The following is an 18,454-nucleotide window of genomic DNA, read 5'->3' on the forward strand; positions in this document are numbered from 1 at the left end:
ACACGACAAGAAGAATGGAGCAACTTCCATGAATCCCGATGCAGACAAACTCTGGCAGGCCCCGCGCTGGGCGCTTGCCGTGCTGCTCGCAGTGCTCGGCATGCTCGGGCCCTTCTCCATCGACACCTACATCCCGGCCTTCTCGGGCATTGCGCGCTCCATCGGTGCCACGCCGGCCGAGATGCAGCAGACGCTCTCGGCCTACCTGTTCGGCTTCGCGTTCATGAACCTGTTCCACGGTGCGCTGTCGGACAGCTTCGGCCGCCGGCCTGTGGTGCTGTGGGGACTGGCCGTGTTCACGCTCGCCTCGCTGGGCTGCGCGCTGTCGCAGAACATCACGCAGCTCGTGCTGTTCCGAGGGCTGCAGGGCCTCTCGACCGGAGCCGGCATCGTGGTCTCGCGCGCGGTGATCCGCGACATGTTCCCGCCGGCCGAGGCGCAGCGGGTGATGAGCCAGGTGACGATCTACTTCGGCGTGGCCCCGGCCATCGCACCGATCATCGGCGGCTTCCTGTTCGTGCACGCGGGCTGGCATGCGGTGTTCTGGTTCCTGGTGGCGGTGGGCGTGGTGCTGTTCGCCGCCAACTACAAGCTGCTGCCCGAGACGCTGCACAAGGACCACCGCCAGCCCTTCCAGGTGCGGCACCTGCTGCGCGGCTACTGGGACCTGTGCTCCGATCCGCGTTTCCTGCTGCTGGCCTTTGCCAGCGGCGTGCCCTTCAACGGCATGTTCCTCTACGTGCTGGCCGCGCCCGCGTTCCTGGGCGACCACCTCGCGCTGCAGCCGCAGCAGTTCTTCTGGTTCTTCCTGCTGACGATCGGCGGCATCATGCTCGGCGCGCGCGCCAGCGGCCGCATGGCCGGCAAGGTGGCGCCCAAGCGGCAGATCCGCGACGGCTTCGTCATCATGCTGGCGACCTCGGTGGTCAACGTGGTGGCCAACACCTTCTTCGAGGCGCACGTGGCCTGGGCGCTGTGGCCGCTCGCGGTGTTCGCCTTCGGCTGGGCGCTGATGGTGCCGGTGGTCACGTTGCTGGTGCTCGACCTGCACCCGGAGCGCCGCGGCATGGCCTCGTCGCTGCAGGCGGTGATCGGCTCCACCGCCAACGGCGTGGTGGCCGGCGCGGTGGCGCCGCTGGTGATGCACTCGACGCTCGCGCTGGCGCTGACCTCCATGGGCATGCTCGGCATCGGCCTGATCGCATGGGTGTGGCTGCATGGCCGCTGGCCCGAGATCGGGCGCCTGGTGGCTCACGAAGGCTGAGGACGGAGGCTGCGATGCGGTTCGAGGCACTCCTGAATCATGCGCGCGCCTGGCTGCCGGGCCGCACCACCGTCGATGCGCGCGAGCGGCTGCGCGCGGTTGCGGGCGCCGGCCTCGGGCTGCTGGTCACGGCGCTGCTGTGCCGCTGGCTGGCCGGCCCGCTGGCCGCGACCGTCTGGCTGATCGCACCGCTGGGCGCCAGCGCCGTGCTGGTGTTCGCGGTGCCGGCGAGCCCGTTGGCGCAGCCGTGGTCGGTCATCGGCGGCAACACGCTGTCGGCGGTGGTCGGCATCGCGGCCGTCAACTGGATTCCCGACTCCGCGCTGGCCGCCGCCGTGGCCGTGGCGGGCGCCATCGGCCTGATGTTCAGCGCGCGCTGCCTGCATCCGCCCGGCGGCGCCGCGGCGCTGCTGGCGGTGCTGACGCACACCACGCATTTCTCGTCCGCCCTCTTCCCCTTCTTCACCAACTCGCTGCTGCTGGTGCTGGCCGGCGTGGCCTACAACACGCTCACCGGGCGGCGCTACCCGCACGTGCAGGTGGTGCGTCCGCCCGCGGCCGATGCGCGCTTCAGCCAGGCCGACATCGACGCGGTGCTGGCCCGCTACAACCAGGTGCTCGACATCAGCCGCGACGACCTCGAATCGCTGATCCGCGAAACCGAGCTCGAGTCGTACAAGCGGCGCCTCGGTACGCTGACCTGCGCCGACATCATGTCCAGCGTGCCCATCTCGGTGGAGTTCGGCACGCCGCTGCAGGAAGCCTGGGCGCTGATGCACGAACGACACATCAAGGCCCTGCCCGTCACCGACCGCACGCGCCGCGTGGTCGGCATCGTCACGCAGGCCGACTTCTTCCGCCAGCTCGACCTGCAGCACCATGACGGCATCGCCGGCAAGCTGCGCGACCTGATCCGCGCCACGCGCACGGTGATGTCGAACAAGCCCGAGGTGGTTGGCCAGATCATGACGCGCCAGGTGCGCGTGGCCAGCGCCGACCGGCCCGTGGTCGACCTGGTGCCGCTGTTCTCCGAGGGCGGGCATCACCATATCCCGATCATCGACGGCGAGAAGCGGTTGACGGGGATGATCACGCAGTCGGACTTCGTGCGGGCGTTGTACCGCGCCGTCGGGCCGGCTTGATTTTTCCTCCTCCCCTGCCGGGGGAGGGTCGGGGTGGGGGGCACGACGGCATCGACCACGACGCAGCGCCTCGTCGACGGCCGCCAGCCCCCATCCCAGCCTTCCCCAGAAGGGGAAGGAGCAAGGCCCTTACTCCAGCACCACGTTCGCTTTCTTCACCAGCGCCGCATAGCGCGCGGCCTCGCTGCGGAAGTAGCTCGCGGCCTGCTCGGGCGTCGTGGGCCTGACGACGTTGCCCTGCTTGTCCATCGCCTCGCGCACTTCGGGGCTCGCGAAAGCGGCGGCCACCGCATCGTGCACGCGCTGCACGTCGGCCGCCTGCATCTTCGGCGGGCCGATCACCGCGAACCAGCCTTCGACCACGTAGTTCGGCAGCCCCTGCTCCGCGATGGTCGGAATCTCCGGCGCTGCCGGCGAGCGCGTCGCGCCGCACAGGCCGATGGCGCGCAGCGCACCGCTCCGGATGTGCTGCTGCACGGCCGGCAGCGCGACCACGCCCATCTCGACCTGCCCGCCGATCATGTCGGTCACCATCGGCCCGGTGCCCTTGTAGGGGATGTGCCGCGCCTTCACGCCGGCCTCGTCCATGAACATCTCGCCGGCAAGATGGATGATGGTGCCGTTGCCCGACGAGGCGTAGTTGTAGCCCTCGGGTTTGGCGCGCAGCAGCGCCACCAGTTCCTTCACGTTCTTCGCGGGCACCTTCGGGTTCACCAGCAGCACCAGCGGCGTCGCGCCCACCACGCTGATCGGCGTGACGTCGTTGATCGCGTCGAAGGGCATCTTCTTGAACACCGCCGGATTGATGACGTGGTTGTTCGACACCATGCCCAGCGTGAGTCCGTCGGGCGCGGCCTTGACGATGGCCGCCGCGCCGGTGATGCCGCCCGCACCCGGCAGGTTCTCGATCACCACCGGCTGGCCGAAGGCCTTGCCGAGCGCGGGCGCCGCCGCGCGCACGATGGTGTCGACGCCCGAGCCGGCGCTGATCGGCAGGATGAAGCGGACGGGCTTGTCGGAGCCCTGCGCGAGCGCCGGGCGCGCACCCATCGCGGCCACCGCGGCGGCGCACGCGCCGAGGCCGAGCACCGCGCGGCGGTTCAGGCGATCCAGGTTCGTCGAGGGAAGTGTCTTCGTCATGGTCTTGTCTCTCTTTATGTCTTCGAAAAAGGATCGCAGGATCAGGCCACTGCCGAATCGGCGAGCAGGGCGTCCACCTGCTCGCTTGCATAGCCCAGTTCGGCCAGCAGTTCGCGCGTGTGCTCGCCGAGCGTGGGTGGATTCAGGCGCACGCCGAGGCGCTCGCCGCCGAGCGTGATCGGGAACAGTGTCGTCTGCGCCGTTTCGCCGGCACGCTCGCCGTCGGGCAGGCGGATGTCCACGAGCCCGCCGGTGGCCTTCAGGTGCGGGTCTTCGTACAGGTCTTCCGGCCGCGTGATCGGCGCGAACGGCAGGCCCCTGGCCTCGAAGATCGCCGACAGATCCGCTGCCGAACGATCAGCCAGGCGCTGGCGCAGATCGGCCAGCAGCGTGGGCCGCAAACGCACCCGGTCGTTGTTGGTGCGCAGGGCCGGGTCGGCCTTCAGGTCGTCGAAGCCGAGCGCGTCACAGAAGGTCTTCCACTGCGCGTCGCTCACCGCGGCCAGAAAGATCTGCTCGCCGTCCTTCACAGTGAACACGTCGTACAGCGCCCACGCCGAGATGCGCTCGGGCATCGGCGCGGCGGCCTGCCCGGTGATCGCGTACTGCAGCATGTGCTGGCCGACCAGGAACACGTTGTTCTCGAACAGCGCAGACTGCACCTCCTGCCCCTTGCCGGTCTCGGCGCGCTGCATCAGCGCGGCGATCGCGCCGATGGCGCCGAACATGCCGCCCATGATGTCGTTCACGCTCGTGCCCGCGCGCAGCGGGTCGCCGGGGCGGCCGGTCATGTAGGCGAGGCCGCCCATCATCTGCACCACCTCGTCGAGCGCAGTGCGGTGCTCGTACGGGCCGGGCAGGAAGCCGGTGTGGTTCACGTACACGAGGCGCGGGTTGAGCTTGCCGAGGGCGGCATAGCCCAGGCCGTACTTGTCCATGGTGCCTGGCTTGAAGTTCTGCGCCACCACGTCGGCCGTGGCGCACAGGCGCAGCGCGGCCTCGAGCCCCTCGAGCTTCTTGAGGTCGAGCGCAATGCTCTTCTTGTTGCGGTTGAACATGGGAAAGAAGCCAGCCCCCGCGCCCAGCAGGTGCCGCGTGCGGTCGCCCTCGATCGGCTCGACCTTGATGACCTCGGCGCCCAGGTCCGCGAGCACCATTCCGCAGGTCGGCCCCATGACCATGTGCGTGAACTCGACCACGCGGATGCCAGCCAGCGGCAGGCGCTTTTCTTCGGTGCCTGCGGTGCTCATGCCGCGACCCCCGCCGTGGCCGCGAAGGTCTTTGGAAAGCCCGCGCGCCATACCGTGCCCTGCAGCGTTTCGCCTTCGAGCCAGCCTGCCACGCGCTTGCGCAGCTCGAGCAGCTTCGGCAGATCGACGCCCGTCGCGACGCCCATGCTCTCGAGCATGAAGACGAGGTCTTCGGTGTCGACGTTGCCGCTGGCCCCGGGCGCATGCGGGCAGCCGCCGATGCCGGCGAGGCAGGCGTCGAAGCGCGTCACGCCGACTTCCAGCGCCGCGTAGACATTGGCCAGCCCGAGGCCGCGCGTGTCATGGAAGTGGCCGCACCACAGCCGGTCGCCCGCAATGCGCAGCGCGCGCTCGAACAGGCTACGGACCATCGCCGGATCGGCATAGCCGACGGTGTCGGCAAGGCTCACGCGGTCGGCGCCCGCGTCGAGCAGCGCCTGCATCAGCCGCAGCACTTCGTCGGCGTCGACATGGCCCTGGAGCGTGCAGCCGAAGGCCGTGCCCACGCCGCCGTCGATGAGCGTCTTCGAGCCCGCCGCATCGCGCGCGGCGCGGATGCGGCCCACCTCGGCCACCACCTCGTCGGGCGTCTTGCGCAGGTTGGCGAGGCTGTGTGCGTGGCTGGCCGAGAGCGGCACGATCATCAGGTCGGCCCCGCCCGCGATGGCGCGCTCCGCGCCCTTCAGGTTGGGCACCAGCACCGAGGCGAAGAGCCCGGGCAAGGTCTTCGCATAGGCCAGCAGCTCGGCCGTGTCCGCCAGCTGCGGCAGCAGGTGCGCCGGCACGAAGGAGCCGACTTCGATCTCGCGCTGGCCGGCCGCATGCGCGTCGCGGATCCATTCGAGCTTGCGTGCGGTGGGCAGCACACGGGCAATGCTCTGCAGGCCGTCGCGCAGGCCCACTTCGCGAACGACCGCGCATGGCGGCAGGAAGGGGTGAATCAAGACTTTGTCTCCGTCGTGAGGGTACGACGTGAATATTAGAAGTTCCGATTCGACCCAGAAGGTATATTTTGGAAGCCATTTGCTTCCGAAGCGGAACACCATGAGAGACCTCGACCTCACCACCCTGCGCCTGTTCGTCGCCGTCTGCGAAACGCGCAGCATCGCGCGCGCCGGCGAGCAGGCCAGCATCGTCGGCTCGGCCATCAGCAAGCGGCTGGCCCAGCTCGAAGAAGCGGTGGGCACGCCGCTGCTGCTGCGCAAGCGCCGCGGCGTGGTGCCCACGCCGGCCGGCGAAACCCTGCTGGAGCACGCCCGCGCGATGCTCGGCAGCGTGAACCGCATCGAGCGCGACATGGCCGCCTACGCGGGCGGCGCTCGCGGGCACGTGCGCATCCTGGCCTCGGCCTCGGTCATGGCCGAGTCGCTGGCGGAAGACGTGGCGGGCTTTCTGAAGGACCCGGCCCACCGCAACATCCGCGTCGACATGGAAGAGCGCGTAAGCCCCGAGATCGTGCGCGGCATCCGCGAGGGCAGCGCTTCCATTGGCCTGTGCTGGGATGCCGCCGACCTCGACGGCCTGGAACGGCGCAACTACCGCTCCGACCACCTCGCCATCGTCGCGCACCCGTCGCATCCCGTCGCAAGGCACGAGCAGGTGCGCTTCGAGCAGGTGCTCGACCACGAATTCGTCGGCATGCCGGCGCTGAGCGCCGTGCAGTTGATGCTGGCGCGCGAGGCGGCGGTGGCGGGCAAGCCGCTGGTGTACCGCGTCCTGGTCTCCAACTTCGACGCGGCACTGCGGGTGGTGCGGGCCGGACTGGCGATCAGCGTGGTGCCGGCGGAGGTGGCGCGGCCCTTCACCGATGCCTTCGGCCTGCGGCTGATGCCGCTCACCGACGCGTGGGCGCGGCGGCGTTTCGCGATCTGCTTTCGCGGCGAGGCGGCGCTGTCGCCGTCGGCGCAACTGCTGGTCGCGCACCTCGAGAGATGCGCCACGGACTGACGACCCGGAAGCTCATTCGGCCGAAATCCGAAACTATTCGTTGTGAATCATCAGGTTTTTGTTTCGATTCTCGCAACCTAACATTCGGGGCATTCAGCGCTGTCACCTCTTCGCATCACACATTCAGAAAGATCGCCGCCATGTTCCGCAGAGCCCTCCTCTCCGCCGCTGCCCTCGCCACCACGCTGAGCCTCGCCCCGCTTGCCGCGCAGGCGGCCCAGCCGCTCAAGCTCGACGTCTACAACCCCGGCACGAAATCGATGTTCCCGGTCTCTTCGGAAATCGTCACGGGCCAGACCGACGCCGTGCTGATCGACGCCCAGTTCCAGCGCAACGACGCCGAGGCGCTGGTGCAGAAGATCAAGGCCACGGGCAAGAAGCTCACCACGGTCTACATCAGCCACAGCGATCCCGACTACTACTTCGGCCTCGACGTGATCCAGGCCGCCTTCCCCGACGCAAAGATCGTCGCCACGCCGCAGACCGTGGCCGCGATCCAGGCCTCGAAGGACGGCAAGCTCGCGCACTGGGGCCCGATCCTCAAGGACAACGCGCCCAAGGCGCTGCTCGTGCCCGAGCCGCTGGCCGGTGACAGCCTCACGCTCGAAGGCCGCAAGATCCAGGTCGTCGGCCTCGACGGCCCCACGCCCGAACGCACCTTCGGCTGGATTCCTTCGCTGAAGGCCGTGGTCGGCGGCATCCCCGTCTCGGCCAACATCCACGTGTGGGTGGCCGACACGCAGACGCCCGAATCGCGCCAGGAATGGATCAAGACGCTCGGCCGCATCAAGGCACTGCACCCGAAGACCGTGGTGCCCGGCCACTACCTGCCGAATACCAACGGCTCGGCGCCGTACACGCTGGCCTCTGTGAAGTTCACGCGCGACTACCTGAAGGCCTTCGAAGTCGAAGCCGCCAAGGCCAAGGACTCGGTCGCGCTGATCGCCGCGATGAAGAAGCGCTACCCGAAGCTGGAAGGCACTTCGTCGCTGGAACTCGGCGCCAAGGTCATCAAGGGAGAAATGAAATGGCCGCAGTGAACGACACCATCACCCTGCACTACATCTTCGACCCGCTGTGCGGCTGGTGCTACGCCGCGGCGCCGCTGGTCGACGCGGCGCGCAACGTGCCGGGCCTGCAGGTCGCGTTCCATGGCGGCGGCATGATGACCGGCGCCAACCGCCGCGCAATCACGCCGCAGTGGCGCGAGTACGTGATACCGCACGACCGGCGCATCGCCGAGATGACGGGCCAGCCCTTCGGCGAAGGCTACTTCGAAGGACTGCTGCGCGACACCGGCGCGGTGATGGATTCCGAGCCGCCGATCACCGCCATCCTCGCGGCCGAATCGCTGCGCTCAGGCGGTGGGCTGGACATGGTGCATCGCCTGCAGCGTGCGCACTATGTCGAAGGCCGACGCATCGCCGACGCGCAAGTGCTGAAGGCGGTGGCCGCGGAACTCGGTTTCGATACCGAAGCCTTTGCTGCAGCCGTCGAGCGCCTGGCGGGAGAAGCGACCGCGCAGCACATCGCCGAAAGCCGCCAGCTGCTGCAACGTGCGGGCGGCCAGGGATTCCCGACCTTCGTGCTGACGCGGGCCGATGGCAGCGCCAGCCGCATCGAGATCGGCCCGTGGCTGGGCCGTACCGAAGACTGGAAGGCGCGCCTCGCGGAACTCGTCTAGCGCGCCACGCCCAGCAGCCGGTCCAGCACCTGCGGCTGGGTGCGCAGCGCCGCGGCGCTGTCCTTGTGCACGATGGTGCCGTGGTCCAACACCACTGCTTCGTCGGAGATCGCGAGGATCGCCTGCGGATGCTGCTCCACGATGATCGCGGCCAGCCCCTCGTCCTGCGTGATGCGGCGGATGGCGCGCAGCAGCTCTTCCACAATGATCGGCGCGAGCCCTTCGAGTGGCTCGTCGAGCAGCAGCAGCTTGGGGTTCAGCACCAGCGCGCGGCCCACGGCCAGCATCTGCTGCTCGCCGCCCGACAGCTGCGTGCCGAGGTTGGTCTTGCGCTCTGCGAGACGCGGGAACATCTCGTAGACCCGTTGCGGATTCCACTTGCCCGGCCGTTCCACGGCCGTGAGGTTCTCGTGCACGGTGAGCGACTTGAAGATGTTGCGCTCCTGCGGCACCCAGCCGATGCCGGCTGCCGCGCGCTGGTGCGGCGCCAGCTTGTGCAGCGCCTGTCCGCTCAGCGCGATGCTGCCGCCATGCTGGCGCGTGGCGCCCGCGAGCGTATTGATCAGCGTGGTCTTGCCCGTGCCATTGCGGCCCAGCAGCGCCAGCGTCTGGCCCTCGCCGAGCGCGAACGCCACGTCGTGCAGCACCACGGCCTCGCCGTAGCCGGCACTCAGGTTCTCGATGCGCAGCAGCTCAGACATGGGCGGTTTCTCCGTGGCCCAGATAGACCTCTTTCACCTTGGGATCGTTGGCGATGGTTTCAGGGTCGCCCTCGGTCAGCAGCGTGCCGTTGACCAGCACCGTCATGCGGTCGGCAAAGCTGAACACCAGGTCCATGTCGTGCTCGATGAGCAGCACCGACACGTCGGCCGGCAGCGCGGCCACGGTTTGCAGCAGCTCCTCGCGCTCGCCGGCGGGCACGCCCGCCACCGGCTCGTCGAGCAGCAGCACGCGCGGCTCGCAGGCCAGCGCGATGGCGATCTCCAGCAGGCGGCGCTTGCCATAAGCCAGGTGCTTCACCTGCTGTTGTGCCACGTCGCTCAGGTGGAATTGCTCGAGCAGTTGCGTCGCGCGCTCGGCGATCGCCTTGCTGGCGCCCAGCGGACGCCACCATTGCGCGCCGATGCCCTGGTGCTGCGACACCACGAGCGCCAGCGTTTCGAGCGGCGTCATCGAATCGAACAACTGGTTGATCTGGAACGTGCGCACCAACCCGCGCGCCACGCGCTTGTGCGGCGCGAGCGTCGTGATGTCTTCGCCCAGCAGCGTGATGCGGCCTTCGGTCGGCGTGAGCACGCCCGTGAGCTGGTTGATCAGCGTGGTCTTGCCCGCGCCGTTGGGGCCGATCAGCGCATGGCGCGCGCCGCGCTTGAGCTCCATCGACACGTTGTTGGTGGCCGTGATGCCGCCGAAGCGCATCACGAGGCCGTGGGTGGAAAGAACGGTGTCGCTCATGCCGCTCCCCCCTTCTTCTTGCCGGCGCCGAACCACGTCCAGGGCTTCAGCAGCCGGTCGCGCCCGACCAGCACCAGCAGCACCAGGATCAGGCCGATCCAGAACATCCAGTACTGCGGCGTCACGGCCGACAGCCAGGTCTGCAGCAGCTTGAACACGATGGCGCCCGCCACGCCGCCATAGAGCCAGCCCACGCCGCCGATGACGAGCATCAGCAGCACGTCGGCCGAGCGGTCGAAGGCCAGCACGTCGAGCGAGGCGAAGCCGGTGGTCTGCGCCAGCAGCGCGCCCGCGGCGCCGGCGATGCCGGCTGCCACGGTGTAGATGACCGCAAGGCGCGACACCACCGGGATGCCGATGGCCATGGCACGCAGCCGGTTGTCGCGGATGGCCTTGAGCGTCGCGCCGAACGGCGAATGCACCAGCCGGCGCATCAGCAGGAACAGCAGCAGCATCACGGCCAGCGAATACCAGGCGGCCGTGCGGCCGTACAGGTCGAAGTCGAACAGGCCGAGCACCGGTCCCATCACCACGCCCTGCAGGCCGTCGGCACCGCCGGTCAGCCAGTCGAGCTTGTTGGCGAGTTCGAGCAGCAGCAGCGCGGTGCCGAGCGTGACCATCAGGCGCGTGAGGTCGCTGCCGCGCAAGATCGTCACGCTGGCGACGAGGCCCAGCAGCGCGGAGAGCACGGTGGCGACCACGAGCCCCACGGTCGGGTCGGGCATCACGAGCTTGGCGAACAGCGCCGCCGCATACGCGCCGAAGCCGAAGAAGGCGGCATGGCCCAGCGACACGATGCCGGTGTAGCCGAGGATCAGGTCGAGCGACATCGCAAACAGCGCGACGATGGCGATCTCGTTGATCAGCAGCGAGTGCGAAGGCATCACGAGCGGCAGCGCGAAGGCCGCGGCCCAGACGACGAACTCGAGCGGGTGCCAGCGCGCCTTGCGCAGCAGGGCCGACTGGAAATCGGTCGCAGAAGAAGGCGTGCTCATTCAGCGCCCCCCTTTGCGGGTGAACAGGCCCTGGGGCCGCCACATCAATATGAGGATCATCAGCAGGTAGACGGTGAACGCACCCATCTTCGGAATGAAGTACTTGCCCGCCACGTCGGCGATGCCCAGCAGCAGCGCCGCCGCGAGCGGCCCGGTGATCGACGAGGTGCCGCCGACCGACACCACGATCAGGAAATAGATCATGTACTTGAGCGGGAAGGTCGGGTCGAGCCCGAGAATTTCCGCGCCCAGCGCACCGCCCAACCCCGCGAGCCCGGAGCCCACGGCGAAGGTCAGCAGGAACACGATGTTCACGTTGATGCCCAGCCCCGCCGCCACGCGCGGGTCGTCGACCGCCGCGCGCAGCCGGCTGCCGAAGCGCGTCTTCGACAGGATGAGCTGAAGCACCACCGTGAGCACGGCGCACACGCCGATGATGAAGAGCCGGTAGTGCCCCATGCCCAGCAGCAGCGCGCCGTCCCCGATTTCGGTACGGCCGCGCAGCCACTCGGGCAGCTGCACGTTCTGCTGCGACGATCCCACGAAGTAGTCGACGGCCGCCACGGCCATGAAGGCGAGGCCGATGGAAAAAAGCACCTGATCGAGGTGCGGCTTGCCGTACATCGGCCGATAGAGCGTGCGTTCGAGCAACGCCCCGGCCAACGCGACGACGATGAACGCGAACGGCAGGCAGGCCAGGAACGGCAGGCCCAGCTTCTGCATCGCGAACACCGTGAGGTACCCGCCCGCCATGGCGAAGGCGCCGTGCGCGAGGTTGATGAAGTTCATCAGCCCGAGCGTCACGGCCAAGCCGACGGCGAGCACGAAGAGCAGCATGCCGTAGGCGATGCCGTCGAAAAGAATGGTCAACATATCAGCGATTCACCAGCTTGCCGCGCGCTGCGGTCTCTTCGGGAAACACCGAGGAACCGGCTTTGCCGGGCCTCCGGTGTTGCCCCCGGTAGGGGGAAGGCGAAGCGACACGAAGTGCGCGCAGCCTGGGGGCGAGCATTATTTAGCTTTACCCGGGTCCTTCACGCCCTTGATCACGTCGAACTCGACGTTGTAGAGCTGTCCGTCCTTCTTCTCGACCTTGCGCAGGTACACGTCCTGCACGATGTCGCGCGTCTGCGCATCGATCAGAACCGGGCCGCGCGGGCTCTCGAAGACCTGGCCCTTCATGGCCGCCAGCAGCGCTTCGCCGCCGCCCTGGCCCTTGGTGGTCTTGAGCGCTTCGTAGATCACGCGCATGCCGTCATAGCCGCCCACGGCCATGAAGTTGGGGCGCATCTTGGGGTTGGCCTTCTGGAAGGCCTCGACGAACTTCTTGTTCATCGCCGAGGGGTGCGCGGCCGAGTAGTGGTGCGAGGTGACCACGCCCAGCGCGCCGTCGCCCATGTCGTTGAGCTGGTCGTCGTCCGTCACGTCGCCGGTGGCGATCATCTTGATGCCGGCCTTGTCCATGCCGCGCTCGAGGAACTGCTTCATCACGGCCGCGCCCGCGCCCGAGGGCACGAAGACGAACAGCGCGTCGGGCTTGGCGTCGCGCACCTTCTGCAGGAACGGGGCGAAGTCGGGGTTGCGCAGCGGCACGCGCAGCTTCTCGAGCACCTTGCCGCCGTTGAGCTGGAAGCGCTCGCTGAAGAACTTCTCGGCGTCGTTGCCGGGACCGTAGTCCGCCACCAGCGTGACGACTGTCTTCACGCCGTTCTTCGGCGCCCAGTCGCCCATGGCCACCGACACCTGCGGCAGCGTGAAGCTCGAACGGATGACGTAGGGCGAAGCTTCGGTGATGCTCGACGTGGCAGCGGCCATCACCACTTCAGGCGTCTTCGACTGCGTGGCGATCGGCGCCACGGCCAGCGCCAGCGGCGTGAGGCCGAAGCCGGCCAGCACGTTGACCTTGTCGTTCACCACCAGTTCCTGAGCCAGGCGCTTGGTGACGTCGGGCAGGCCGGTGTCGTCCTTGACGATCAGCTCGACCTTCTTGCCGGCCACGGTGTCGCCGTTCTGGGCCATGTAGAGGCGCGCGGCAGCTTCGATCTGGCGGCCGGTGGAGGCCGACTGGCCCGTCATCGGCAGGATCAGGCCGATCTTGAACTTGTTGTCCTGGGCGCTGGCCAGCGACATTGAAAGCGCTAGCGCCGACAGGGCGGCGGTCTGGATGAGATGGCGTCTTTGCATGGTTTTTCCTTTGAGGGGCGGAACGCGAACCCGGGCTATTTTCAACACTTTGCAACACCCGGCGGAGCTGGCAATCACCTAGCGGCCTCCGACGGGATTCTTTGTTGCGCGATAACCAGATGAACCGCGCGATCATCGCGCATGGCAGCTTCCGCCTGCGTGCGTGCCGGCTGTCGGCGCAGTAGGCGCAGCCGGGCCGGGTCGTTTGATCCAAGCCGCCGATGTTTCGAAGGCGATACGATGTTCCGCTCGTTCCCCCATCACGACGGAGTCATCCATGTCCCAGCACGCCGCCTTGCCCGCCCGCTACGACCACGTGGGCAGTTTCCTGCGCCCCAAGTACCTGCTCGAAGCGCGCGAGCAGAAGGCCAAGGGCGAGATCACGCCCGAGCAGCTTCGCCTGGTCGAAGACAAGGCCATCACCGAGATCGTCCGCTTCCAGGAAGACATCGGCCTGAAGAGCATCACCGACGGCGAGTTCCGCCGCACCTACTTCCACATCGATTTCCTCGACCAGCTCGGCGGCGTGAAGACCGACATTCCGGTCACCATCCGCAAGCCCGACGGCACCGAGGAACTGGCGCCGCCGGCGATGCGCGTGATCGACAAGGTGCGCCACGTGAAGGACATCCAGCTCGCCGACTTCCAGTACCTCAAGAGCCAGGTTACGGCGGGCCGCACGCCGAAGGTGACCATCCCCTCGCCGACCATGCTGCACTTCCGCGGCGGCCGCGCCGGCATCAGCAAGGAACACTATCCCGAGCTCGACCCGGTGTTCTACGACGACGTGGCCAAGGCCTATGGCGACGAGCTGCGCTCGCTGGCTGCAGCCGGCTGCACCTACGTGCAGATGGACGACACCAACCTGGCCTACCTGTGCGACGAGCACATGCGCGAAGCCGCCCGCAAGCGCGGCGACGACCCCAACGAGCTGCCGCACCGCTACGCCGCCTTCATCAACAAGGTGGTCGCGCAGAAGCCGCCGGGCATGCTGCTGGCCATGCACCTGTGCCGCGGCAACTTCAAGAGCACGCACGCAGCGGCCGGCAACTACGAACCGGTGGCCGAGGCGCTGCTGAAAGAGATGGATCTCGACGCCTACTTCATGGAATACGACGACGCCCGCTCGGGCGACTTCAAGCCGCTGCGCTACCTGCCCAAGGGCAAGACCGTGGTGCTCGGCCTCGTGACCACCAAGTTCGGCGAGATGGAGGACAAGGACGAACTCAAGCGTCGGATCGAAGATGCCGCCAAGTACGCCCCGCTCGAACAGCTCGCGCTATCGCCGCAATGCGGCTTCTCCAGCACGGTGCACGGCAACAACATCGCCGTGGAAGCGCAGCGCGCCAAGCTGCGCCTCGTGGTCGAGACTGCACAGGAAGTCTGGGGCTCGACCTGAAGCGCCATTTCTGTTGAAGTCGGGGCCCATGACGATTCACATCTACTCCGGCCCCCTCAGCATGTTCGGCGCCAAGGTCGAGATCGCGGCGCGCGAAAAAGGCCTTGCCTTCGAACTGGTCATGGTGCCGTTCATCGAGGGCGACGCCTACGAGCCCAAGCACCCGGTGGTGCTGCGGGTCAACCCGGTCAAGCAGCAGGTGCCCGTGCTGACCGACGAGATCGACGGCGGGGTCGAGCTGTTCGACTCGACGCAGATCTTCGAATACCTCGAAGACCGCTACCCCGCCCCTGCGCTGTGGCCCGAGGGCATCGCCGAACGGGCCCGCGCACGGCAGCTGGAGCAGAAGTCCGACGAGGTCTTCTTTCCCAACGTCATCAAGCTCTTCGGCCTGCAGCACGACATGCACAGCGCCGCGGCGATCGCGGCCTGCGCCGGCTGCGCGCGCTTCTATGAAGAAATGGAAGGCCTGCTGGCCACGCGCGAGTACCTCGCCGGCCCCTACTCCTTCGCCGACATCGCCTTCTACATGGCCTGCGTGTTCGCCGACCGCAAGGGCGCCGGCATGACCGACACCACGCCGCGCCTGCTGGCCTGGCGCACACGCGTGGGCGACCGCCCCGCGGTGCGCGCGGTGGTCGACCCGATGATGCGGTTCCTGGCCTCGCAGGGGCGCGGCGTGCCGGCCTTCCTTCAACGCTGAAGGCCGGCGGCGCTGAGGCATCATCGCTCCATGCCGATCACAGGGTTCGACTGGCTGCCCTCCCCTTCGCAGCATTTCCTCGTCGTCACTTTCGCATTGCTGGTCTACGTCCTGACCACGCGCGCGCGCCGCGAGCAGCGCGCACCCACCACGGCCATCGCCTGGGTCATGGGGCTGGTGCTGATGCCCTATTTCATCCTGCCCATGTACCTGCTGTTCGGCCAGCGCAAGCTGCGCCCGGCGGGCTCGCCGCGGCCGCCGCGCTCGGTGCCGCCGGGCCACTGGGCGGCCGACCTGATCGAGAGCTTCGGCCTCGCTCCGCCGGGGCGCTGCGCGATCCGCATGCATGCCGACGGCGAGGCCGCGCGCGAGGCGCTGTGGCAGGTGATCGACGGCGCGCGCGAGCGCATCGACGTGTGCACCTTCATCATCGGCGACGACCCGCTCGGCCATGCGGTGATCGAGCGGCTCGCCAGGCGGGCGCGCGAGGGGCTCAAGGTGCGGGTGCTGCTCGACGGCTTCGGCGCGCTGTCGCTGCCGCGCCATCACTTCGACCGGCTGCGCGCGGCGGGCGGCGAGGTGGCGGTGTTCCGCCCCTTCTTCAGCCTGCGCCGCATCGGGCCGCGCAACCTGCGCAACCACCGCAAGTTCACCATTGCCGACGACAGCTGGCTCTGGTCGGGCGGGCGCAACCTCGCGGGCGAGTATTTCACCGGCAGCGACAAGCATCCCGAGGCCTGGTACGACCTGTCGTTCGATCTGCGCGGCAGCGTGGCCGCGGCGGCGGCGCGCCAGTTCGACCACGACTGGACCTCGGTGCGCACCCGCAAGGCCCGCGCCATCACGTGCGACGACGTTGCCGAGGGCCCGGGCACGGCCATGGCCCAGTTCCTGCCGAGCGGCCCCGACCAGACCGAGGACACGGCGCATGCCTTGCTGATCGACGCGTGCTTCCGCGCCGAGCACCGCATCCTCGCGATCACGCCCTACTTCGTGCCCGGCGACGGCCTGCGCGACGCACTGCGGCTGGCCGCGCGGCGCGGCGTGCAGGTGACCATCGCGATGCCGGCGAAGTCGAACCACCGCCTGGCCGACTTCGTGCGCGCACGCGCCATGCGCGACCTGGCACGCGCGGGCGTGAGCTTTCGCATGCTCCCGTTCATGGCGCACGCCAAGGCCGTGGTGGTGGACGACGAACTCGCCATCTGCGGCTCCATCAACCTCGACCTGCGCAGCCTGCTGCTGAACCACGAGGCCGCCGTGGTGTTCTACGGCCAGGACCACATTGACTGGCTGGCCGAGTGGATCGAGACCACCGCGTCGGCCGGCGAACCCTACCGCGCGCGGCGACCGGGGCTGCTGCGCGACGTGGCCGAGGGGCTGCTGCTTACCGTCGCTTTCCAGCTGTAGTCGGCTCGGCGGCCTTGGCGTCCTTTGCCACGGCGTCGAGCCCGGCGAGCACGTAGCGCATCAGGTCGTCCGCCAGCGCCTGCGTGTCTTTCAGGGCCGGCAGCACCTTGCTGCTCAGGTCCTTGGGCGCCACCGTCATCACCAGGCACGGCAGCACCGTGAGCAGCAGGCTGCGCTGCACCGAGGGATGGTCGCCGGGCAAGCCCATGATCTCGCCGATGATGCCGCGCAGCAGCTTGGCCTTGGGCAGCACCGCCCGCTGGATCATCGCCGGCATGGCCGGCGACGGCGACAGCGCCTCGCGCAGCACCACCCGGAAGCCCCACGGCGCCTTCGGCTGCGCGCTCATCTCGACCATGTGCGTGAGGAAGGCGCGCAGCTTGAGCCGCGCATCGGTGGACGCCATGGACAGCGCCATCAGCTCGTCGAGGCTCACCAGTTGCCGGTGCGCCTCGATCAGCACCGCCTCGTAGAGCCCGTCGCGGCCGCCGAAGTGGTAGTTGATCGCGGCCATGTTGGTGCCCGCGCGGGTGCAGATTTCCTTGCTGGTGCTCTGCGCGAAACCCTGCGCCGCGAACAGCCGCCCCGCGGTCTCGAGGATGTGCAGGCGCGTGGTGTTGCCGTCGGTGCGCGGAGTGCGGGTTGCCATGCCTCGAGGCTAACCCAAACGAAAAAATACTTCAAATTCAAATTTCAATTTGATAACATCACACAGGGCCGGGGACAGAAGCAGCCTCGTCAGGACACACACCATGAACAGGAAACCGCTTATCGCCATCGCCGCCGTGGCAGTCATCGCGGCAGCGGGCGGCTGGTGGTACGCGCACCGCTCGGCCGCGCCCTCCGACCAGCTCGTGCTGTACGGCAACGTCGACCTGCGCCAGGTCTCGCTGGCCTTCAACGCCAACGAGCGCGTGGCCGAGCTGACGGTGCGCGAAGGCGACCGCGTGCGCGCCGGGCAGGTACTGGGCCGGCTCGACACCCGCTCGCTGGTGCTGCGCGCGGCGCAGTCGCAGGCGCGCATCGGCGTGCAGGAGCAGGTCCTGCTGCGCCTGAAGACCGGCAGCCGCCCCGAGGAAGTGGCGCAGGCCGGCGCCCAGGTGGCCGCCGCGCAGGCCGATGCCGATCTGGCGCAGCAGCAGCTCGCGCGCCTGCAGGCCATCGGCGCCACCACGGCCGGCCGCGCGGTGAGCCAGCAGGATCTCGACAACGCGCAGGCCAGGCGCAAGGTGGCGCTGGCGCAGCTCGACAACGCGCACAAGGCGCAGCAGCTGGTTGTCACCGGGCCGCGCAAGGAAGACATCGGGCAGGCGCAGGCCCAGCTCGAATCGGCCCGCGCCGAACTCGCACTCATGAACCACCAGCTCGCGGAGGCCGAGCTCAAGGCGCCCATCGACGCCGTCGTGCGCGCCCGGCTGCTCGAACCGGGCGAGATGGCCTCGCCGCAGCGCCCGGCCTTCACGCTCGCCATCACCGATCCCAAGTGGGTGCGCGCCTACGTGGCCGAACCCGACCTCGGCCGCGTGCGCGCCGGGCAGGAGGCCCGCGTGAGCACCGACAGCCAACCCGGCGAGGCCATCGCGGGCAAGGTCGGCTACATCTCGTCGGTGGCCGAGTTCACGCCCAAGACGGTGCAGACGGAGGAGCTGCGCAGCAGCCTCGTCTACGAGATCCGCGTGATGGTCGACGACAAGGAGGATCGGCTGCGGCTCGGCATGCCGGCGACCGTGCGGCTGCAGCTGGCTTCGACGGGCGGGCCCTGAATGACCGCCTCTCTTCATGCATGGCTCCCTCCCCTTTCGGGGGAGGACCGGGGTGAGGGCAGGCGGTGCGGCCATCGAGCGCTCTGCCTGCCCCCATCCCAGCCTTCCCCCAGCGGGG

At 68.5% G+C, this 18,454-nt stretch carries 17 protein-coding genes and 1 pseudogene; 9 read left to right on the forward strand and 9 right to left on the reverse strand.

Features of this window, described 5'->3' with window-relative positions; translation table 11 throughout:
• The first annotated feature begins 28 nt into the window (after positions 1-28).
• Both ACCD11_RS15600 and ACCD11_RS15605 read left to right on the forward strand, forming a co-directional pair.
• Positions 29-1,264, forward strand: coding sequence for a multidrug effflux MFS transporter (locus ACCD11_RS15600; protein ID WP_413314549.1), 1,236 nt, complete (start codon positions 29-31; stop codon positions 1,262-1,264).
• 14 nt (positions 1,265-1,278) lie between these two features.
• Complete coding sequence (locus ACCD11_RS15605) at positions 1,279-2,406, forward strand: HPP family protein (RefSeq protein ID WP_413314550.1); 1,128 nt, start codon at positions 1,279-1,281, stop codon at positions 2,404-2,406.
• A gap of 129 nt (positions 2,407-2,535) precedes the next feature.
• On the opposite strand, the gene ACCD11_RS15610 is transcribed toward ACCD11_RS15605, so the two are convergent.
• Genes ACCD11_RS15610 through ACCD11_RS15620 form a run of 3 tightly spaced genes read right to left on the reverse strand, consistent with a single transcriptional unit; the run spans position 2,536 to position 5,740 of the window.
• Positions 2,536-3,546, reverse strand: a complete 1,011-nt coding sequence (locus ACCD11_RS15610; protein WP_413314552.1) for a tripartite tricarboxylate transporter substrate binding protein — start codon at positions 3,544-3,546, stop codon at positions 2,536-2,538.
• Positions 3,547-3,587: 41 nt separating this feature from the next.
• Positions 3,588-4,796, reverse strand: a complete 1,209-nt coding sequence (locus ACCD11_RS15615; protein WP_413314553.1) for a CaiB/BaiF CoA transferase family protein — start codon at positions 4,794-4,796, stop codon at positions 3,588-3,590.
• Entirely contained in the window at positions 4,793-5,740 is a 948-nt protein-coding gene (locus ACCD11_RS15620) for a hydroxymethylglutaryl-CoA lyase (RefSeq protein WP_413314554.1), read from the reverse strand. Before ACCD11_RS15620 ends, ACCD11_RS15615 begins: the two co-directional genes overlap by 4 nt.
• 100 nt (positions 5,741-5,840) lie before the next feature.
• Between ACCD11_RS15620 and ACCD11_RS15625 the strand changes: the two genes are divergently transcribed.
• The 3 genes and pseudogenes from ACCD11_RS15625 (at position 5,841) to ACCD11_RS15635 (ending at position 8,427) form a co-directional block, all read left to right on the forward strand.
• On the forward strand, positions 5,841-6,743 hold the full coding sequence (locus ACCD11_RS15625) for a LysR family transcriptional regulator (protein WP_413314555.1): 903 nt from the start codon (positions 5,841-5,843) through the stop codon (positions 6,741-6,743).
• A 140-nt stretch (positions 6,744-6,883) separates the two neighbouring features.
• Positions 6,884-7,777 (forward strand): annotated as a pseudogene (locus ACCD11_RS15630) (MBL fold metallo-hydrolase); the annotation flags it as partial.
• Complete coding sequence (locus ACCD11_RS15635; protein ID WP_413314556.1) at positions 7,771-8,427, forward strand: DsbA family protein; 657 nt, start codon at positions 7,771-7,773, stop codon at positions 8,425-8,427. The pseudogene ACCD11_RS15630 and the gene ACCD11_RS15635, both read left to right, overlap by 7 nt.
• Here the strand turns inward: ACCD11_RS15635 and ACCD11_RS15640 are convergent.
• The 5 genes from ACCD11_RS15640 to ACCD11_RS15660 all read right to left on the reverse strand — a co-directional run bounded on the left by ACCD11_RS15640 (position 8,424) and on the right by ACCD11_RS15660 (position 13,061).
• Positions 8,424-9,128 carry an ABC transporter ATP-binding protein gene (locus ACCD11_RS15640; protein WP_007830636.1) on the reverse strand — a complete coding sequence of 235 codons (705 nt, stop codon included), beginning with the start codon at positions 9,126-9,128 and terminating at the stop codon, positions 8,424-8,426. The genes ACCD11_RS15635 and ACCD11_RS15640 overlap by 4 nt on opposite strands.
• Positions 9,121-9,882, reverse strand: a complete 762-nt coding sequence (locus ACCD11_RS15645; RefSeq protein ID WP_007830634.1) for an ABC transporter ATP-binding protein — start codon at positions 9,880-9,882, stop codon at positions 9,121-9,123. The genes ACCD11_RS15640 and ACCD11_RS15645 overlap by 8 nt, the downstream gene beginning before the upstream one ends.
• Positions 9,879-10,877 (reverse strand): branched-chain amino acid ABC transporter permease, encoded by a 999-nt coding sequence (locus ACCD11_RS15650; protein ID WP_413314557.1) that lies wholly within the window; start codon positions 10,875-10,877, stop codon positions 9,879-9,881. Before ACCD11_RS15650 ends, ACCD11_RS15645 begins: the two co-directional genes overlap by 4 nt.
• The gene (locus ACCD11_RS15655; RefSeq protein ID WP_413314558.1) at positions 10,878-11,750 is read right to left on the reverse strand and encodes a branched-chain amino acid ABC transporter permease; all 873 of its coding nucleotides are present in this window, start codon (positions 11,748-11,750) and stop codon (positions 10,878-10,880) included. It lies immediately after the preceding gene.
• A gap of 138 nt (positions 11,751-11,888) precedes the next feature.
• Positions 11,889-13,061, reverse strand: a complete 1,173-nt coding sequence (locus ACCD11_RS15660) for an ABC transporter substrate-binding protein (protein WP_413314560.1) — start codon at positions 13,059-13,061, stop codon at positions 11,889-11,891.
• Positions 13,062-13,338: 277 nt separating this feature from the next.
• Here ACCD11_RS15660 and ACCD11_RS15665 point away from each other — a divergent pair, with 277 nt between their 5' ends.
• Genes ACCD11_RS15665 through ACCD11_RS15675 form a run of 3 tightly spaced genes read left to right on the forward strand, consistent with a single transcriptional unit; the run spans position 13,339 to position 16,573 of the window.
• Positions 13,339-14,460, forward strand: a complete 1,122-nt coding sequence (locus ACCD11_RS15665; RefSeq protein ID WP_413314561.1) for a 5-methyltetrahydropteroyltriglutamate--homocysteine S-methyltransferase — start codon at positions 13,339-13,341, stop codon at positions 14,458-14,460.
• Between the two features lie 28 nt (positions 14,461-14,488).
• Positions 14,489-15,163 (forward strand): glutathione S-transferase family protein, encoded by a 675-nt coding sequence (locus ACCD11_RS15670; protein ID WP_413314562.1) that lies wholly within the window; start codon positions 14,489-14,491, stop codon positions 15,161-15,163.
• Between the two features lie 30 nt (positions 15,164-15,193).
• Positions 15,194-16,573, forward strand: coding sequence for a phospholipase D-like domain-containing protein (locus ACCD11_RS15675; RefSeq protein ID WP_413314563.1), 1,380 nt, complete (start codon positions 15,194-15,196; stop codon positions 16,571-16,573).
• Here ACCD11_RS15675 and ACCD11_RS15680 read toward each other — a convergent pair.
• A complete protein-coding gene (locus tag ACCD11_RS15680) occupies positions 16,551-17,222 on the reverse strand; it encodes a TetR/AcrR family transcriptional regulator (protein ID WP_413314564.1) in 672 nt (223 codons plus the stop codon). The genes ACCD11_RS15675 and ACCD11_RS15680 overlap by 23 nt on opposite strands.
• A 103-nt stretch (positions 17,223-17,325) precedes the next feature.
• On the opposite strand from ACCD11_RS15680, the gene ACCD11_RS15685 reads away from it, so the two are divergent.
• Positions 17,326-18,336 carry an HlyD family efflux transporter periplasmic adaptor subunit gene (locus ACCD11_RS15685; protein ID WP_413314565.1) on the forward strand — a complete coding sequence of 337 codons (1,011 nt, stop codon included), beginning with the start codon at positions 17,326-17,328 and terminating at the stop codon, positions 18,334-18,336.
• The last annotated feature ends 118 nt before the right edge of the window (positions 18,337-18,454 follow it).

This window comes from Variovorax sp. Varisp36, assembly GCF_047304235.1.
Taxonomy (GTDB): Bacteria; Pseudomonadota; Gammaproteobacteria; order Burkholderiales; family Burkholderiaceae_C; genus Variovorax.